This is a genomic window from Bradyrhizobium sp. Pa8 (assembly GCF_052588265.1).
Genome location: NZ_CP176767.1, coordinates 8,686,343 through 8,703,178 on the forward strand (window position 1 = coordinate 8,686,343; position 16,836 = coordinate 8,703,178).

Here is a 16,836-nt window from a genome sequence, read left to right on the forward strand (position 1 = left end):
CAAGGCGCTTAGCCGGCAAATATCCGGTAGCGGCGCGGCTCGAGGCCGATCGTGTCGCCGGCGCGCAGTTCCCTGTCGCGGGGGGCGTCGATCTCGATGGTCTCGCCGCCGGATAGCGCCACCTCGGCCCGCTGCACCGGGCCGAAATTCCGGACGTGCTGCACGGCGCCTTCGAAGGCACCGCTTCCGGGCGGGCCGACCAGCATGTCATGTCGCCGCACGAACAGTTTTGACGCGCCAGACACCAAGCCATCTGCTGCAAGATTGAGTGGGCGGTCGCCGAGCCTGATGACGCCGCCTTCGACCTGGACCGGCAGCTCGATGGATTCGCCGATGAAGCCGTGGACGAAGGCGGTCGCCGGGCTTTCATAGACGTCGTCGGGCGAGCCGATCTGCTCGATCCTGCCCTTGTCCATCACCACGACGCGGTTGGCGACCTCGAGCGCCTCCTCCTGGTCGTGGGTGACGAAGATCGAGGTGACGTTGATCTCATGGTGCAGTGAGCGCAGCCATCGGCGCAGCTCCTTGCGGACCTTGGCATCGAGCGCGCCGAAGGGCTCGTCGAGCAGGAGGATGCGCGGCTCGATCGCGAGCGCGCGGGCGAGTGCGATGCGCTGGCGCTGGCCGCCGGAGAGCTGGCTCGGATAGCGGTCGGCGAGCCAGTCGAGCTGCACGAGATCGAGCAGCTCCTTGACGCGCGCACGAATGGTGGACTCCTCCTTTCGGCTGGCGCGCGGCTGCACGCGCAGGCCGAAGGCGACGTTCTCGAACACCGTCATGTGGCGGAACAGCGCGTAGTGCTGGAACACGAAGCCGACGTTCCGTTCGCGCGCGCCCTGCGTCAGCGCATCCTCGCCATTGAAGGAGACCTCGCCGGAATCGGGCCAGTCGAGGCCGGCGATGATGCGCAGCAGCGTGGTCTTGCCGGAGCCGGACGGACCGAGCAGCGCCAGCAGCTCGCCATTGTCGACCTTGAGATCGACGCCATCGAGGGCTTTGAAGCTGCCGAACTGCTTGACGAGATTCCTGACTTCAATGGTCACTTGCGTCGTGTCCTTCGTCGAGGTGACGTTCGAGAATGGTCTTGGCAATCAGCGTGATCAGGGCCAGCATCGCCAGCAGCGAGGCGATCGCAAACGCAGCGACGAACTGGTACTCGTTGTAGAGAATCTCGACCAGCAGCGGCATGGTGTTGGTCTCGCCGCGGATGTGTCCTGATACCACCGACACGGCGCCGAATTCGCCCATCGCGCGCGCGTTGCAGAGCAGGACGCCGTAGAGCACGCCCCATTTGATGTTGGGCAGGGTGACGCGGAAGAAAGTCTGCAGGCCCGAGGCGCCGAGCGAGATCGCGGCCTCCTCTTCCTGCGTGCCCTGCTCCTGCATCAGGGGGATCAGCGCGCGCGCCACGAACGGGAAGGTCACGAAGGTGGTGGCGAGCGCGATGCCGGGCACCGCGAACAGGATCTGGATATCGTGATCCCTAAGCCAGCTGCCGAAATAGCCCTGTGCGCCGAACAGCAGCACGAAGACGAGGCCCGAGATCACCGGGCTCACCGAGAACGGCAGGTCGATCAGCGTGATCAGGAAGGTCTTGCCGCTAAACTCGAACTTGGCGATGGCCCATGCCGCGACGAGGCCGAATACGAGATTGAGGCCGACCGAGATCGCCGCCACGATCAACGTCAGCTTGATTGCAGCCAGCGCTTCCGGCTCGGCAAGCGCAGAGAAATAGGCGAGAACGCCTCTCGAAAAGGCCTGCGCGAACACCAGAACCAGCGGCAGCACGACGAAGACGCTGAGGAAGATCACCGCCAGCGCGATGATGGCGATACGTATTGCGGGCGGCTCGGTGCGGAGGCTGTCGCGTGCCGCAGCGGCGTGCGCACGTGCGCGCGCATCTGTCGAAGGCAGCGAGACGGAATCTGCGATCTGCATCGTCATGATCTGCCCTCAGCGCGCCGGGATCCGGCTCTGCGCCCAGCGCTGGAGCCGGTTGACGGCGAAGATGATGACGAAGGAGACGACGAGCATGACCACGGCGATGGCGGTCGCGTCGGCATAGCGGAATTCGGACAGCCGGATCACGATCAGGAGCGGCGCGATTTCGGACACGTTCGGCAGATTGCCGGCGATGAAGATCACCGAGCCGTATTCGCCGACCGCGCGGGCGAAGGCGAGCGCGAGGCCGGTGAGCAGCGCCGGTCCGAGCGAGGGCAGGATCACGCGGATGATGGTCTGCCAGCGGCTGGCGCCGAGGCTGCCCGCGGCCTCCTCGATCTCGGGGTCGAGGTCCTGGAGCACCGGCTGCACGGTGCGCACCACGAATGGGATACCGATGAAGATCATGGCGACGAAGATGCCGATCGGCGTGAACGCCACCTTGATGCCGAGCGCGGCGAGCGGCGCACCCAGCCAGCCCTTCTCGGCAAACAGCGCGGTCAGCGCGACGCCGGCGACCGCCGTCGGCAGCGCGAACGGCACGTCGACGATGGCGTCGAACAACCGGCGTCCGGGGAAGCGGTAACGCACCAACGCCCAGACGATGATGCTGCCCATGACGAGATTGACGCAGGCCGCCGCAAAGGCGAGGCCGAAGGAGACGCGCAAGGCGTTGAGGGTGCGGCGGCTGGACAGGATGTTCCAGAATTGCTCGGGGCTCAGCTCCAGCGATTTCAGGAACAGCCCGGCAAGCGGAATCAGAATGATGATGGACAGCCAGGAAAGCGTCAGTCCCATCGTGAGACCGAAGCCCGGTAGTGTCCGTCGTCGTGCTGCAACTGCGCTCACCAGGCCCCCTGCTATAGCCTCCTAAGACGGCGCCCGATCAGTTCTTGTAGATCTGATCAAAGACGCCGCCGTCGGCAAAATGTTCCTTCTGCGCCTTGGTCCAGCCGCCGAAAACGTCGTCGATCGTGAACAGTTCGACCTTGGCGAAGGAGTTTGCGTACTTCTTGGCGATCTCTGCGTCGCGCGGACGATAGAAATTGCGCGCGGCGATTTCTTGGCCTTCCTTGGTATACCAATACTGGAGGTAGGCATCGGCCGCGTTGCGGGTGCCTTTTTTATCGGCAACCTTGTCGACGATCGCGACCGGCGGCTCGGCGAGGATCGATTGCGGCGGCGCCACGATCTCGAACTTCTCCGGACCGAATTCCTTCAGCGCGAGGTAGGCCTCGTTCTCCCAGGCCAGCAGCACGTCGCCGACGCCGCGCTCGACGAAGGTCACGGTGGCGCCGCGCGCACCGGTGTCGAGCACTGGCACCTGCTGGTAGAGCTTTCCGATGAAGTCCTTGGCCTTGTCGGCCGAGCCGTATTTCTTTTGGGCAAAGCCCCAGGCAGCGAGATAATTCCAGCGCGCCCCGCCGGAGGTCTTCGGGTTCGGCGTGATCACCGCGACACCGGTCTTGAGCAGATCGTCCCAGTCCTTGATGCCCTTCGGATTGCCCTTGCGCACCAGAAACACGATGGTCGAGGTATAGGGCGATGAATTCTGCGGCAGGCGCTTCTGCCAGTCGGTCGCGGTGAGGCCCTTGTTCGCGACGGCGTCGATGTCATAGGCAAGCGCGAGCGTCACCACATCGGCCTGCAATCCGTCGATCACGGCACGCGCCTGCGAGCCGCTGCCGCCATGCGACTGCTTGATCTCGACGCTCTTGCCGGTTTCCTTCTGATAGGCATTCGCGAACGCCTTGTTGAACTCGGCATAGAGCTCACGCGTCGGATCGTACGACACGTTCAAGAGATTGATGTCAGCGGCGAGAGCCGAGCTTGCCAACAATCCAGTCAAGAGCAGCCCTGCCGCGAGCGGAACGATACGGCGCATCATGTCCATCTCCATTCACCTCGACGACGTCATCGTCATCGATGGCACGCGGGCATAACTCGGGGCGAAACGCTCTCAAGTCAACGGAACCGGATTTTCTTGTTCGTAGCCGGACAGCTCGACTGTGCTACGAAGTCTTCATCGTGTGGATGCCGCATTCTGTCTTGGCTCGACCGCGCCAGCGACCGGCGCGCGCATCCTCGCCCTCGGCCGTTCTGCTGGTGCAAGGCATACACCCAACCGACAGGAAACCGGACTCCACCAGCGGATGACGCGGCAATTTGGCGCGGACGAAGATGGCTTCGAGTTCCTCGCGCGAGACATTGGCGAAGGGGTTGAACTTCAACCGCGCGCCATCGTCCTCGACCACCGGAATGTCGGTGCGCGCATTGCCTTGAAAGCGCTTGCGGCCATTGAGCCACGCATCGAACGGCTTCAGCGCACGCGCCAGCGGCTCGACCTTGCGGATGCGGCAGCAGGCGTCTGGATCGGAGAACCAGAGGTCGCGGTCGGGATCTTCGCGCGACAGCGTCTCCTCGGCAGGCCTGATCGAGCGGACGTCCTTCAAGCCGAGTTCCGCGATCAGCGTGTCGCGATAGGCCAGCGTCTCCTCGAACAGCCAGCCGGTGTCGAGGAAGATCACCGGGATCGCCGGATCGACGTCGGCCATGACCTTCAGCAGCGTCGCCGATTCTGTGCCGAAGGACGACACCAGCGCAAGCTTCTCGCGCCCAATCGCCTTCAACGCCGCGGCGATGACCTCCGCAGGCGAAGCATCGCGCAGCGCACGATCGAGCTCCGCCGCCGAGGGCAGCGCGGATGTGGACACCGAAGAAACCTGGGGCGCGATTGCGTTCACGTGCCGACACCTTCGGAGTGACGCAGCTGCATCCGCCGGTGCAGCGCGGTGATGCGGCCGTCGCCGGTCGGCTGATAGAACACCGAATAACGCTTCGCGGTCTGCATGAAGGCTTCCGCGTCGGCCTGCTTCTTGACCTCGAAGGAATCGAAGCCGGCGCGCAGCATGAACACGAACTGGTCGCGCAGGATCTGACCCGTCGCACGCAATTCGCCGCGGTAATTGTATCGCTCACGCAGCAGCCGCGCCTGGCTGTAGGCACGTCCGTCGCGGAAGGTCGGGAACACCAGCGCCACCACCGCGATCCTGCCGAGATAGGGCACCAGCTCGGCGATGTCGCGGTTGTTCGGCCAGATCACCCCGACCTTACCGGCGCGCGCGAGCAGCAATTCCGCATCGCTCAGGAAGCGCTCGGCCGGCACCAAGATGTCGCCGCCCTCGGGCAGCGGCGTGTCGACGGCCAGCTTGGCGAAGCTGTCGTCGGCGATTTTTCCGCCGTTAACGAGTGGCATAGACGCGCTCCTTGAAGGGTTCGACGCCAAGGCGCTTCACCGTGTCCATGAACAGCTCTTCCGGCCGCTCGCGCAGCGCCAGATAGGCTTCCACGATGTCCTCGACGACGTCGGCGACCTCGTCGAACTTGACGCCGGGACCGATCAGGGTCCCGAGTGCTGCGCCCTCGTCGGCGCGGCCGCCGATGGTGATCTGATAGACCTCCTCGCCGTTCTTCTCGACGCCGAGAATGCCGATATGGCCGACGTGGTGATGGCCGCAGGCGTTGATGCAGCCCGAGATGTTGATGTGCAGACGGCCGATCAGATTGGCGAGCTCGTGATTGGCGAAGCGCCGCGTCAGCTCCTGCGAGATCGGGATCGAGCGCGCGTTCGCCAGCGAGCAATAGTCGAGACCGGGGCAGGCGATGATGTCGGTGATCAAATTGACGTTCGGCGTCGCCAGCCCGAGCTTGTCGAGCGCCTTCCACAAGGCCGGCAGGTCGCGCTTGGCGACGTGCGGCAGCGCGAGGTTCTGCTCGTGGCCGACGCGGATCTCACCGAAGGAGTATCGGTCGGCGAGATCGGCGAGCGCGTCCATCTGCTCGGCGGTGGCATCGCCCGGAGGCGCGCCGATCGGCTTCAGCGAGATCGTGACGATGGAATAGCCCTGCACCTTGTGCGGGGCCACCGAGTTCTTGCGCCACGCCTCGAAATCAGGATCGGCCGCGGCCTGGCGCAGCTCGTCCGGATTGTGCGGCAGCTTCTCGTAGGACGGATAGGTGAAGCGCGAGCGGATGTCCTCGATCACCTCGTCGTCGATCTGGAGCGAGGAGTTGCGGATGTGCTGCCACTCCTCCTCGACCTCGCGCGAGAATTTTTCGATGCCGAGCTCGTGCACCAGGATCTTGATGCGCGCCTTGTAGATGTTGTCGCGGCGGCCGTACTGGTTGTAGACGCGCAGGATCGCCTCGATGTAGCTGAGGATATCGCGGCCATGGACGAAGTGCTTGATGGTCTTGCCGATGAACGGCGTGCGGCCGAGACCGCCGCCGACCAGCACCTCGAAGCCGGTCTCGCCCTTCTCGTTCTTGATCAGCTTCAGGCCGATATCGTGGATCTTGATCGCGGCGCGATCGTGGTCCGACGCGGTGATCGCGATCTTGAACTTGCGCGGCAGGAACGAGAACTCCGGATGCAGCGTGGTGTGCTGGCGGATCAGCTCCGACCAGATCCGAGGATCCTCGATCTCGCCGGGCGCAACGCCGGCCCACTGGTCCGAAGTAACGTTGCGCATGTTGTTGCCGGAAGTCTGCATCGCATGGATGCCGACCTCGGCGAGATCGGCGAGTGCATCCGGCAATTCGGCGAGCTTGATCCAGTTGAACTGGATGTTCTGCCGCGTGGTGAAGTGGCCGTAGCCGCGGTCGTATTTGCGCGCGACATGGGCGAGCGCCCGCAACTGGTTCGACGCCAGCGTCCCATAGGGAATCGCGACGCGGAACATGTAGGCGTGCAGTTGCAGGTAGACGCCGTTCTGAAGCCGCAGGATCTTGAACTCGTCCTCGGTGAGCTCGCCGGAAAGGCGCCGCTTCACCTGGTCGCGGAACTCCGAGACGCGCTCGTTGACGAGCGTGCGGTCGATTTCATCGTAAGCATACATAAGAGAGTGCCTTAAACCTGGACCGACGACCCGATAGTCACGCCGGTGCGGCGGATCTGTTCGCGCAGATTGCCGGGTTCGATCTTGCCGTCCGCGCCAACCTGCACCGGTGCGATATAGGGACCGATCGCGCCGACGTCATCGGCAACGGACTCCGCAAGCAACGCTTTGGCCTCGTCCGAGTTGCGCACGATCGCGGCTTCCGACAGGTCCGCGGACCAGCTCTTGGCGGCGGTGCGGTAAACCACGATGCCGTCCCAGGTGCGGTTGGCGGTCACGACCGACGGGCCGGCGATTTTGATCTTCTTCTGTTCAAGCGGGGAGGTCATTCGGCTGCATCCAATAGGTCAGAGATGATGTGTTGAGGTGTCTGGCGGCGAAGTGAGCCGGCATGCCGGACCACGTCGCCGATGATGAGGATGGCGGGACCGCCATGGGTCCGCCGCACGAGCTCGGGCAGGTCCCGCAGCGTGCCGATCGCGCCTTGCGCATCCGGCCGCGTGACGCGGGCGAACACGCCGACCGGCGTCTCCGGCGAACGGCCGGCCGCGAACAAGCCTTCGCGTATCGCGGGGGCCGCGGTCATGCCCATGTAGACCACGACGGTCATTTTAGTGTCGGTCAGCGTCGACCAGTCCACGTTCTCGGCATCGCGCGCCTTGTGCGCGGTGAGGAAGGTGATGCGGGTCGCTTCATGACGATAGGTGAGCGGCACCTCGAAATCGGCGGCGCCCCCGAGCCCGGCGGTGATGCCGGGAATGATCGAATAGGCGACGCCAGCCGCGCGCAGCGCTTCGACCTCTTCGCCGCCGCGGCCGAACACGAAGGGGTCGCCGCCCTTCAGCCGCACCACGCGCTGGCCGGATTGCGCGGCCTCGATCATGCGCTTGTTGATGGCGTCCTGGTCGATGCCGGGCTTGCCGACGCGGCGGCCGACCGGAACGCGCGTGGTGTCGCGGCGAATGCGGTCGAGAATTTCGCCCGAGACGAGTTCGTCATGGAAGACGATGTCGGCATCCTGGAGCGCGCGCAGCGCCTTGATGGTGAGAAGGTCGGGATCGCCGGGCCCGGCGCCGACCAGCGCGACCGAGCCTTCCGGCTTGTCGGCACGCGCGAACGCGGACGGATCGGAGATCGCCTTGATCGCGGCGTCGGCCTCGCCGTTGCGGCCCGCGAGCACGGATGCGCCGATCGGACCGTCGATGACGCGCTCCCAGAAGCGGCGGCGCAGCGGAAACGCGGCGATGCGCTCGTTGATGGATTTGCGAAAGCCGCCGATGAACTCGGCGAGCTCGCCGATGCGGGCCGGCAGCAGCGCCTCGATCTTCTCGCGCACGCGCCGCGCCACCACCGGCGAGGTGCCGCCGGTGCCGACCGCGACCACGACATCGCCGCGATCGACGATCGCCGGGAAGATGAAGCTGGAATGTTCGAGATCGTCCATGACGTTGACGGGCAGGCCGAGCGCCTTGGCGCGGACCGACATCGCCACGCCGACATCGCCCGCGCCTGCGCAAACGATTGCAACGACGCCCGAGAGATCGGCGGTGAGCGGATCGCCAGTGGCGATTTCAATCCGCGCAGCGTCGTCGGAGCTGAGGCTCAGGTCCTGATTGCCGTCGATCGCATGCACGCGGATGCGCGCACCGGCAGCGGCGAGCACGCGCAGCTTGGCGCGCAAAAGCTCACCCGCGCCGATGAGGACCACCGGACCGGCCTTGAGATCGAGGAACACCGGCAAGAACCGCATGCGATACTCGCTTCCCCCACATCCGGGGTTGACTGGAATTATTTTCTATATATGTGTCGTTTCGAGCGCGCAAAGAGAAAATTTTTTCTTCTCTTCTGCACCGCAACTATAGAAAATTCGCCTCCAAACGCAAAGTGGCAGAGATGCATCTTCTCAGGACCGATTCCGGTGCAGATGGACGGGACTCCCGGGCTCCCGTTTCCGAGCAAATTCCAGTCGGGCTGACCCCCAGCATGGACCATCTCGACCAGCTCGAGGCGCAGAGCATCTACATTTTTCGCGAGGCCTTCGGCCGCCTGAAGAAGATCGCCCTGCTGTGGTCGCTCGGCAAGGACTCAAACGTCATGATCTGGCTGGCGCGCAAGGCGTTCTTCGGCCGGCTGCCGTTCCCCGCCCTCCATGTCGATACCGGCAAGAAGTTTCCGGAGATGTATCGCTTCCGCGATCATTACGGCAAGGAATGGGATCTCGACCTGCGCGTCGAGCCCTGCCCGCCGATCGATGCCGTCGATCCAACGCTGCCGCCGGCCGCCCGTTCCGCCGCGCGCAAGACCGAAGGCCTCAAGATGGCACTCGGCAAATACGGTTTTGACGGCCTGATCGCCGGCATCCGCCGCGACGAGGAGGCAACCCGCGCCAAGGAGCGCGTGTTCTCGCCGCGCGGGCTCGAAGGCAATTGGGACGTCCGCGACCAGCCGCCGGAGTTCTGGGATCATTTCAATGCGTCGCCGCCGCAAGGCGCGCATTTGCGCATCCATCCGATCCTGCATTGGACCGAGGCCGACATCTGGGCCTACACCAAGCGCGAGAACATCCCGATCATCCCGCTCTATCTCTCGCAGAACGGCAAGCGCTATCGCTCGCTGGGCGATCAGGACATCACCAATCCGGTCGCGTCAACCGCGTCGACCATCGACGAGATCCTGGCCGAGCTCGAGCAGACCAAGGTGCCGGAGCGCGCCGGCCGTGCCCTCGACCACGAGACCGAAGATGCTTTCGAGCGTCTGCGCGTCGCCGGCTATCTCTGATTCAAGGACGCAACGCGGCTATGAACATGATCGTCACCCCCGCTTCGCCCGCCACTCCGAACGGTACCACGCGTCCGCAGGTCCGCATCGTCATCGTCGGTCATGTCGACCACGGCAAGTCGACGCTGGTCGGCCGCCTGCTGCACGAGACCGGCAGCCTGCCCGACGGCAAGCTCGAGATGTTGAAAGCCGTCAGCGCGCGGCGCGGCATGCCGTTCGAATGGTCATTCCTGCTCGACGCGCTCCAGACCGAGCGCGATCAGGGCATCACCATCGACACCACGCAGATCCGCTTCCGCACAAATTCGCGCGACATCGTGCTGATCGACGCGCCCGGCCATGCCGAATTCCTGCGCAACATGATCACCGGTGCGTCGCAGGCGGACGGCGCGGTGCTGATCATCGACGCGCTCGAAGGCGTGCGTGACCAGACCCGTCGGCACGGTTATCTCCTGCACCTGCTTGGCGTGAAGCAGGTCGCGATCGTCGTCAACAAGATGGACCGCGTCGATTTCAGCGCCGAGCGCTTCAAAGAAATCAGTGACGAGATCTCGGCGCATCTCAACGGCCTCGGCGTGACGCCGACGGCCGTGATCCCGATCTCGGCCCGCGACGGCGACGGCGTCGCGGAGCGCACCGACCGGATCGGCTGGTACAAGGGTCCGACCGTGGTCGAGGCGCTGGACCAGCTCGAGCCGGCGCGTCCGCTGGAAGCCCTCGCCCTGCGCCTGCCAGTGCAGGCGATCTACAAGTTCGACGACCGCCGCATCGTCGCCGGCCGCATCGAATCCGGCAGCCTCATTGCCGGCGACGAGATCGTGATCATGCCGGCCGGCAAGATCGCGAAGATCAAGACCGTCGAAAGCTGGCCGGTCACGCCGGTCGCGGGACGGCAGGGCGCGGGCCGCTCGGTCGGCATCACGCTCGACCGCGAATTGTTCATCGAGCGCGGCGACATCGTCGCGCATGTCGGCTCCGCACCGCGCGAGACGCGCCGTCTGCGGGCGCGGATCTTCTGGCTGCACGACAAGCCGCTGGCCAAGGGCGACCAGCTCCTGGTCCGCTGCGGCCCGAAGGAAAGCCGCGCCACCGTCGTCGCCATCGAGAAGGCGGTCGATCCCGGCGAGCTGTCGAGCGTCGAGAACAAGGCGATCGGCCGCAACCATGTCGGCGAGATCGACATTTCCCTTTCGAGCCCGATTGCCGCTGATCCCTACACCGAGAATCCGCGCACCGGCCGTCTCGTGATCGAAGTCTCGGGGCGCATCGCCGGCGGTGGTCTCGTGTTGTCGGTCGATGCCGGCCAGCGCGCCGTGCCGGTCGACATCGTGCCGGTGGAATCGGCGCTGCGGCCCGACGAACGCTCCGCGCGCTACCGCCACAACGGCGCCGTGGTCTGGCTCACCGGCCTGCCGGCGTCCGGCAAGTCGACGCTGGCGAAGGCGCTGGAACGTCGGCTGTTCACCAATGGCGGCTCGCCGATCCTGCTCGACGGCGACACGTTGCGCGCCGGGCTCAACAACGATCTCGGCTTCTCCGCCGCCGACCGCAGCGAGAACATCCGCCGCCTCGCCGAGGTCGCGACCCATCTCGCCCGCAACGGCCATATCGCGATCGTCGCCGCCGTCTCGCCGGCCCGCGAGGACCGCGCCACCGCGCGCCGCATCGCCGACACCGCGTTCCGCGAGATCCATGTCGCGACGCCGGCAGAGGTCTGCGAGGATCGCGATCCCAAGGGCCATTACAAGAAGGCCCGCGCCGGCGCGCTCGCGTCGTTCACCGGCGTCGGCAACGACTACGAAGCACCGCAGGCTGCCGAGCTCGTGATCGACACGTCGGCTCGCTCGGTTGCGGATGCCGCGGACGAGATCGAACGGATGCTGAAGACCACCGGCGTGCTGTTCGACGAGATGGTGGATCTCGCCGCGAATATTTGAGCGCGCTCTGCGCTGGTTCACTCGCTGTAACGACGCATGCAGTGCGTTCCCTCCCCCCTTGTGGGGGAGGGTTAGGGAGAGGGGTCCACACGAGGACTCTCTCGATCAGCGCGAGCACTCCGCTCCGTCGAATTCCGACACACCTTTTCCTGGGCTACCCCTCTCCCCTGCCCTCCCCCGCAAGGGGGGAGGGAGCGCAGTTGTGCGCGTGGCGCCAAGCCAGGCTCAAGCATTTGTAAAACGAGCTGCCTCCCACACCTCGTCTTGACATTTTGACAGACCTTTGGGGGTCTTCTCACGGCCTCCTTTTTGAGGCTAATAGGCCCTGAAAGCCGCCCCCTATGGGCGCATTTTGCTGCTGTCGGGTCAAAAGCAGCCAAAAACAGCCATTTCCAACAAGAAAGCCCATCATGAAACGCGTCGACGCCCACGGATTGAAGATCGCTCCCGTCCTTTTCGATTTCATCGCCAAGGAAGCGGCCCCGAAAACGGGGATCGCGCCGGACGCGTTCTGGGCCGGGGTCGCCGCCATCATCAAGGAGCTGGGGCCGAAGAACCGCGCGCTGCTGGCGGTGCGCGATACGCTGCAGGCCAAGATCGACGACTGGCACCGCGCCAACAAGGGTAAGGCGTTCGACCTCAATGCCTATACCGCGTTCCTCAAGGAGATCGGCTATCTCGTCCCCGAGCCGGCGACGCAGAAGGTCGAGACCGCCAATGTCGATGAGGAAATCGGCAAGATCTGCGGCCCGCAGCTCGTCGTGCCCCTGACCAATGCGCGCTATGCGCTGAACGCGGCGAACGCGCGCTGGGGCTCGCTCTACGACGCCTTCTACGGCACCGATGCGATCCCTCACGACGCGGCCGAGAGCGGCAAGGGTTACAACAAGGCGCGCGGCGACAAGGTGATCGCCAAGGCCAAGGCGTTCCTCGATGCCGCCGTGCCGCTCGCGACCGGCAGCCACACCGACGTCACCGCCTACAGCGTCGTGGCGGGCCAGCTCGCGGTGAAGCTGAAGAGCGGCAACGCCACCGCATTGAAGAACGCGGATCAATTCGCGGGCTTCCAGGGTGATGCGGCCGCGCCGAGCGCCGTGCTGCTCGCCAACAACGGCTTGCACGTCGAGGTCAAGATCGACCGCAGCAGCACGATCGGCAAGGACGATCCCGCTGGTGTCGCCGACATGATCATGGAGTCCGCCGTGTCGACCATCCTCGACATGGAGGATTCGGTCGCCGCGGTCGACGCCGAGGACAAGGTGCTGGTCTATCGCAACACGCTCGGCCTGATGAACGGCACGCTCTCGGCCGATTTCGAGAAGGGCGGCAAGACGCTGACGCGTTCGCTCAATGCCGACCGCAGCTACAAGACGGCTGACGGCAAGGGCGAGGTCAAGCTGCACGGCCGCAGCCTGCTGCTGATGCGCAATTGCGGTCATCACATGTTCACCGACGCAGTGCTGGACGACAAGGGCGAGGAGATTCCGGAAGGCCTGCTCGACGCGGCCGTCTCCGGCCTGCTCGCGATCCACGACATCAAGGGCAACTCGAAGGTCAAGAACAGCCGCACCGGATCTGCCTATATCGTCAAGCCGAAGATGCACGGCCCGGACGAGGTCTCGCTGACCTGCGAGATTTTTGACCGCGTCGAGAAGATGCTGGGCCTGCCCGAGAACACGCTCAAGGTCGGCATCATGGACGAGGAGCGGCGCACCACCGTCAACCTCAAGGCCTGCATCCAGCGCGCCTCCAAGCGCATCATGTTCATCAACACCGGCTTCCTCGACCGCACCGGCGACGAGATCCACACCTCGATGGAAGCGGGCCCGATGATCCGCAAGAACGAGATGAAGGCGCAAGCCTGGATCAAGGCCTATGAGGACTGGAACGTCGACATGGGCCTGATCGACGGCCTGCCCGGCCATGCCCAGATCGGCAAGGGCATGTGGGCGGCGCCCGACAAGATGGCGGACATGCTGCAACAGAAGCTGGCGCATCCGCAGGCCGGTGCCACCACCGCCTGGGTCCCCTCGCCGACCGCAGCGACGCTGCACGCCCTCCACTATCACCAGGTCAACGTCACCGCGCGCCAGCAGGAGCTGACCAAAGGCGGTCCGCGCGCAAAACTCTCCGACATCCTCACCATCCCGGTGTCGAAGTCGAACTGGGCGCCCGACGACGTCAAGCAGGAGATCGACAACAACTGCCAGGGCATCCTCGGCTATGTCGTGCGCTGGATCGACCAGGGCGTCGGCTGCTCCAAGGTGCCCGATATCCACGATGTCGGCCTGATGGAAGACCGCGCGACCTTGCGCATCTCCAGCCAGCATCTCGCCAACTGGCTGCACCAGGGCGTGATCACCGAGGCGCAGGTGATGGAATCGCTCAAGCGCATGGCCGTCGTGGTCGACAAGCAGAACGCGGGCGACGCCATCTACAAGCCGATGGCGCCCGCCTTCGACGGTGTCGCGTTCAAGGCGGCCTGCGACCTGATCTTCAAGGGCCGCGAGCAGCCGAACGGCTATACCGAGTACATCCTCACCGCGCGCCGCCGCGAGGCCAAGGCTGCGGGCTGAGGCCCGATCATTCAAGCACCAAAGCCCCGGCTCGCGCCGGGGCTTTTTTGTTTTCGGGCCGTAGCCCGGATGGAGCGAAGCGCAATCCGGGACCGGCGTTGCTTGGGGCAGGCCCCCCGGATTTCGCTACGCTCCATCCGGGCTACGCGCCCAGCCCCGCTAAAACACCGTCAGATATTTCAGCAGCGACACCACGCCGATGATGATGACGACCACGCGCGCGATCTGTTTGGCGCGACCGTCCATGGGCAGCATGTTGATGAGATAGAGCACGAGAATGACGACGAGAAAGGTGACGAGTACACCGACCAGCATCGCAAGGACCCCCCTTCAGGCAAATTGTCTGACGGTGATCTAACGCCTATCTCGCGCGCAGGTTCCATCACGGCAACCCACTGCAACTTCTAGTAAATACGTACTTCTACGATCAGCCGGCCTGCCTAAAACTTTACCCTTTTCGTTTCAGATGCAGAAACCGTTTGGGTGATGCGCCGCAAACGGCATGCGATTGCCGATCTGCACGCCCCTCCGTTTTCGATGTTGCCGGGGCGTCTCGACGAACTTTGCAATGGGAATTTAGGGGGGCTTCGATGCTGAATCGTATGACCGTGTCCGCGCTGCTGAAGGCGGTGATCGCCATCACCTCGGTCTGTGTGGTGATCGCGCTTTCACTGACCGCCTACGCGTCCTGGGACCGCCTCAAGACCGCCAACCGCATCTCGCAGATCGCCGACGCCTCCGCCGATCTGTTCAAGGCGATGCACAATCTGCGCACCGACCGCTCGACCACGTCACGGCTGCTGAACGCGACCGAGCCGATGGACTCCGAAATCGAGAAATATCTGCGAAGCCTGCGCGATGCGCAGATGCCGGCGATGGCCCGCGCGCTCGAACTGCTGCCGAGCATCGACTTCCCGCAATCGGGCACGCTGGTGCCGGAGCTCGCACGGCTCTACAAGCTGCTCGGCGAGGAGCAGAAGCAGTTCTGGGAGGATGTTGCCAAACCGAAGGACCAGCGCCGCGCCGGCCTGCCGAAGGAATACATGGAGACGACGCAGGGCCTGCTCGAGACGCTCGACAAGCTCTCGGGCGTCCTCGCCGCCACCGTCAACCACCAGGATGCCGTGATCGACCAGCTGCTGTCGATCAAGCAGAATGCCTGGCTGCTCCGCAACACCGCGGGCGAAGCCTCGCTGGTCGTCTCGACCGGCCTCGCCGCCGGCAAGATCACGCCCGAGGCCCGCTATAACTACACCCAACATGTCGGCGGCACCGCTGCGATGTGGAAGGCCTTGGAATTGGCGACCTCGGGCATGCAGTTGCCGACCGCGCTCGCATCCGCCATGACCGCGGCCAAGACCGCTTATTTCGAGCCGCAATATCTCACCCTGCGCGACCGCCTCGCGGACACTCTGGTCAAGGGCGAGAAGGCCGAGATGACCGCCAATCAGTGGAGTCCGCTCACGGTCGGCCGTCTGGCGAGCGCCGTCGCGGTGGCGGAAGCTGCTCTCGACGGCGCAAAGGTCCATACGCTGGAGCAACGCGGCGCCGCGCAGCGCGCGCTGATCGTGCAGCTGGGACTCCTGGCGCTCGCCATCGGCCTCGCCGTCGGCGCGGTCATGCTGGTCAGCCGCCGCGTCATCCATCCCCTCAACACCATCCGCGACGCCATGCTCAAGGTCGCCGGCGGCGACCTTGCGGTCGACAGCGGCTATCTCGACCGCCAGGACGAGATCGGCGCGCTTGCCGGCGCGCTGGAGACCTTCAAGCAACAGGCGACCGAGAAGCTCAAGATCGAGGCGCACGAGCGCGAGCGCAATGTCGGCGCGGCCGCGCGCCAGCGCGCGGTCGAGGCCTATGTCGGCGAGTTCGAAGGCGCGGTGCGCAAGACGCTGGGCGAGCTCAGCGAGGCCTCCGGCGAGATGCGCAAGACCTCGGGCGATCTCTCCGCCGTGTCGCGCCAGACCAACGACCGCGTTCAGATCGCCGGCAAGGCCTCCAACGACGCCTCCATGAGCGTCGACAGCGTCGCCGCCGCGGCCGAGGAGCTCTCTGCCTCGATCAACGACATCAGCCAGCAGGCGGCGCACGCCGCGGGCATTGCCAGCCGCGCCGTCAACCAAGCCCGCGAGACCGACGGCACGGTGCAAGGGCTGGCGCAGTCCGCAGGACGCATCGGCGAGGTCGTCGGCCTGATCAACACCATCGCGGCGCAGACCAATCTGCTCGCGCTTAACGCCACGATCGAGGCCGCACGTGCGGGCGAAGCCGGGCGCGGTTTCGCGGTCGTCGCCTCCGAGGTGAAATCGCTGGCCAGCCAGACCGCAAAAGCCACCGAGGAAATCTCCGGGCAGATCGCCGACATCCAGAGGGTGGCGAGCGACGCCATCAACGCGATCCAGACCATCGGCGGCATCATCGGCGAGGTGAACGAGGTCGCCACCGCGATCGCCGCCGCCGTGCAGGAGCAGGGCGCCGCGACCCAGGAGATCACCCGCAGCACGCAGTACGCGGCGCAGGGCACCAGGAACGTCTCGGACAACATTACCGGCGTGAAGGCCGACGCGGACGCTGCCGCCGGTGCGGCGGACAACGTCAAGCAAGCCTCGGAAACGCTGGAGACGCAGAGCCGCCAGCTCGGCCAGCAGGTCAGCGACTTCCTGGGGAAGATCCGCGCGGCTTAAAGCTGCTGCTGCGGATCTGCGC

Annotated in this window: 14 protein-coding genes; 4 read left to right on the forward strand and 10 right to left on the reverse strand. The window is 65.1% G+C overall.

The genetic code is table 11. The features are described from left to right. Window positions 1-8 precede the first annotated feature (8 nt). The 9 genes from ACKWRH_RS41210 to cysG form a co-directional block, all read right to left on the reverse strand. Window positions 9-1,043 carry a sulfate/molybdate ABC transporter ATP-binding protein gene (locus tag ACKWRH_RS41210; RefSeq protein ID WP_445218216.1) on the reverse strand — a complete coding sequence of 345 codons (1,035 nt, stop codon included), beginning with the start codon at window positions 1,041-1,043 and terminating at the stop codon, window positions 9-11. Then, a complete protein-coding gene (gene cysW / locus ACKWRH_RS41215; protein ID WP_445218217.1) occupies window positions 1,033-1,944 on the reverse strand; it encodes a sulfate ABC transporter permease subunit CysW in 912 nt (303 codons plus the stop codon). The genes ACKWRH_RS41210 and cysW overlap by 11 nt, the downstream gene beginning before the upstream one ends. Window positions 1,945-1,953: 9 nt before the next feature. Continuing rightward, on the reverse strand, window positions 1,954-2,739 hold the full coding sequence (gene cysT, locus ACKWRH_RS41220) for a sulfate ABC transporter permease subunit CysT (protein WP_038958851.1): 786 nt from the start codon (window positions 2,737-2,739) through the stop codon (window positions 1,954-1,956). Between the two features lie 88 nt (window positions 2,740-2,827). After that, window positions 2,828-3,841 carry a sulfate ABC transporter substrate-binding protein gene (locus ACKWRH_RS41225; protein ID WP_445218218.1) on the reverse strand — a complete coding sequence of 338 codons (1,014 nt, stop codon included), beginning with the start codon at window positions 3,839-3,841 and terminating at the stop codon, window positions 2,828-2,830. A gap of 112 nt (window positions 3,842-3,953) precedes the next feature. Beyond that, the gene (locus tag ACKWRH_RS41230) at window positions 3,954-4,685 is read right to left on the reverse strand and encodes a phosphoadenylyl-sulfate reductase (RefSeq protein ID WP_445218219.1); all 732 of its coding nucleotides are present in this window, start codon (window positions 4,683-4,685) and stop codon (window positions 3,954-3,956) included. Continuing rightward, window positions 4,682-5,197, reverse strand: coding sequence for a DUF934 domain-containing protein (locus ACKWRH_RS41235; RefSeq protein WP_445218220.1), 516 nt, complete (start codon window positions 5,195-5,197; stop codon window positions 4,682-4,684). Before ACKWRH_RS41235 ends, ACKWRH_RS41230 begins: the two co-directional genes overlap by 4 nt. After that, on the reverse strand, window positions 5,184-6,839 hold the full coding sequence (locus ACKWRH_RS41240) for a nitrite/sulfite reductase (RefSeq protein WP_445218221.1): 1,656 nt from the start codon (window positions 6,837-6,839) through the stop codon (window positions 5,184-5,186). Before ACKWRH_RS41240 ends, ACKWRH_RS41235 begins: the two co-directional genes overlap by 14 nt. Before the next feature lie 11 nt (window positions 6,840-6,850). Beyond that, the gene (locus ACKWRH_RS41245; protein WP_028148398.1) at window positions 6,851-7,168 is read right to left on the reverse strand and encodes a DUF2849 domain-containing protein; all 318 of its coding nucleotides are present in this window, start codon (window positions 7,166-7,168) and stop codon (window positions 6,851-6,853) included. After that, entirely contained in the window at window positions 7,165-8,589 is a 1,425-nt protein-coding gene (gene cysG / locus ACKWRH_RS41250) for a siroheme synthase CysG (protein ID WP_445218222.1), read from the reverse strand. Before cysG ends, ACKWRH_RS41245 begins: the two co-directional genes overlap by 4 nt. 233 nt (window positions 8,590-8,822) lie before the next feature. Here cysG and cysD point away from each other — a divergent pair, with 233 nt between their 5' ends. The 3 genes from cysD (at window position 8,823) to ACKWRH_RS41265 (ending at window position 14,130) form a co-directional block, all read left to right on the forward strand. Then, complete coding sequence (cysD, locus tag ACKWRH_RS41255; protein ID WP_028148396.1) at window positions 8,823-9,617, forward strand: sulfate adenylyltransferase subunit CysD; 795 nt, start codon at window positions 8,823-8,825, stop codon at window positions 9,615-9,617. A gap of 20 nt (window positions 9,618-9,637) precedes the next feature. Further along, window positions 9,638-11,554, forward strand: coding sequence for an adenylyl-sulfate kinase (cysC, locus tag ACKWRH_RS41260; protein WP_445218223.1), 1,917 nt, complete (start codon window positions 9,638-9,640; stop codon window positions 11,552-11,554). A gap of 410 nt (window positions 11,555-11,964) precedes the next feature. Continuing rightward, on the forward strand, window positions 11,965-14,130 hold the full coding sequence (locus tag ACKWRH_RS41265; RefSeq protein ID WP_445218224.1) for a malate synthase G: 2,166 nt from the start codon (window positions 11,965-11,967) through the stop codon (window positions 14,128-14,130). A gap of 159 nt (window positions 14,131-14,289) precedes the next feature. Here ACKWRH_RS41265 and ACKWRH_RS41270 read toward each other — a convergent pair whose 3' ends face one another. Then, a complete protein-coding gene (locus ACKWRH_RS41270) occupies window positions 14,290-14,445 on the reverse strand; it encodes a Thivi_2564 family membrane protein (protein ID WP_011084288.1) in 156 nt (51 codons plus the stop codon). A gap of 275 nt (window positions 14,446-14,720) precedes the next feature. On the opposite strand from ACKWRH_RS41270, the gene ACKWRH_RS41275 reads away from it, so the two are divergent. Then, window positions 14,721-16,814 carry a methyl-accepting chemotaxis protein gene (locus ACKWRH_RS41275; protein ID WP_445218225.1) on the forward strand — a complete coding sequence of 698 codons (2,094 nt, stop codon included), beginning with the start codon at window positions 14,721-14,723 and terminating at the stop codon, window positions 16,812-16,814. Window positions 16,815-16,836: the final 22 nt, after the last annotated feature.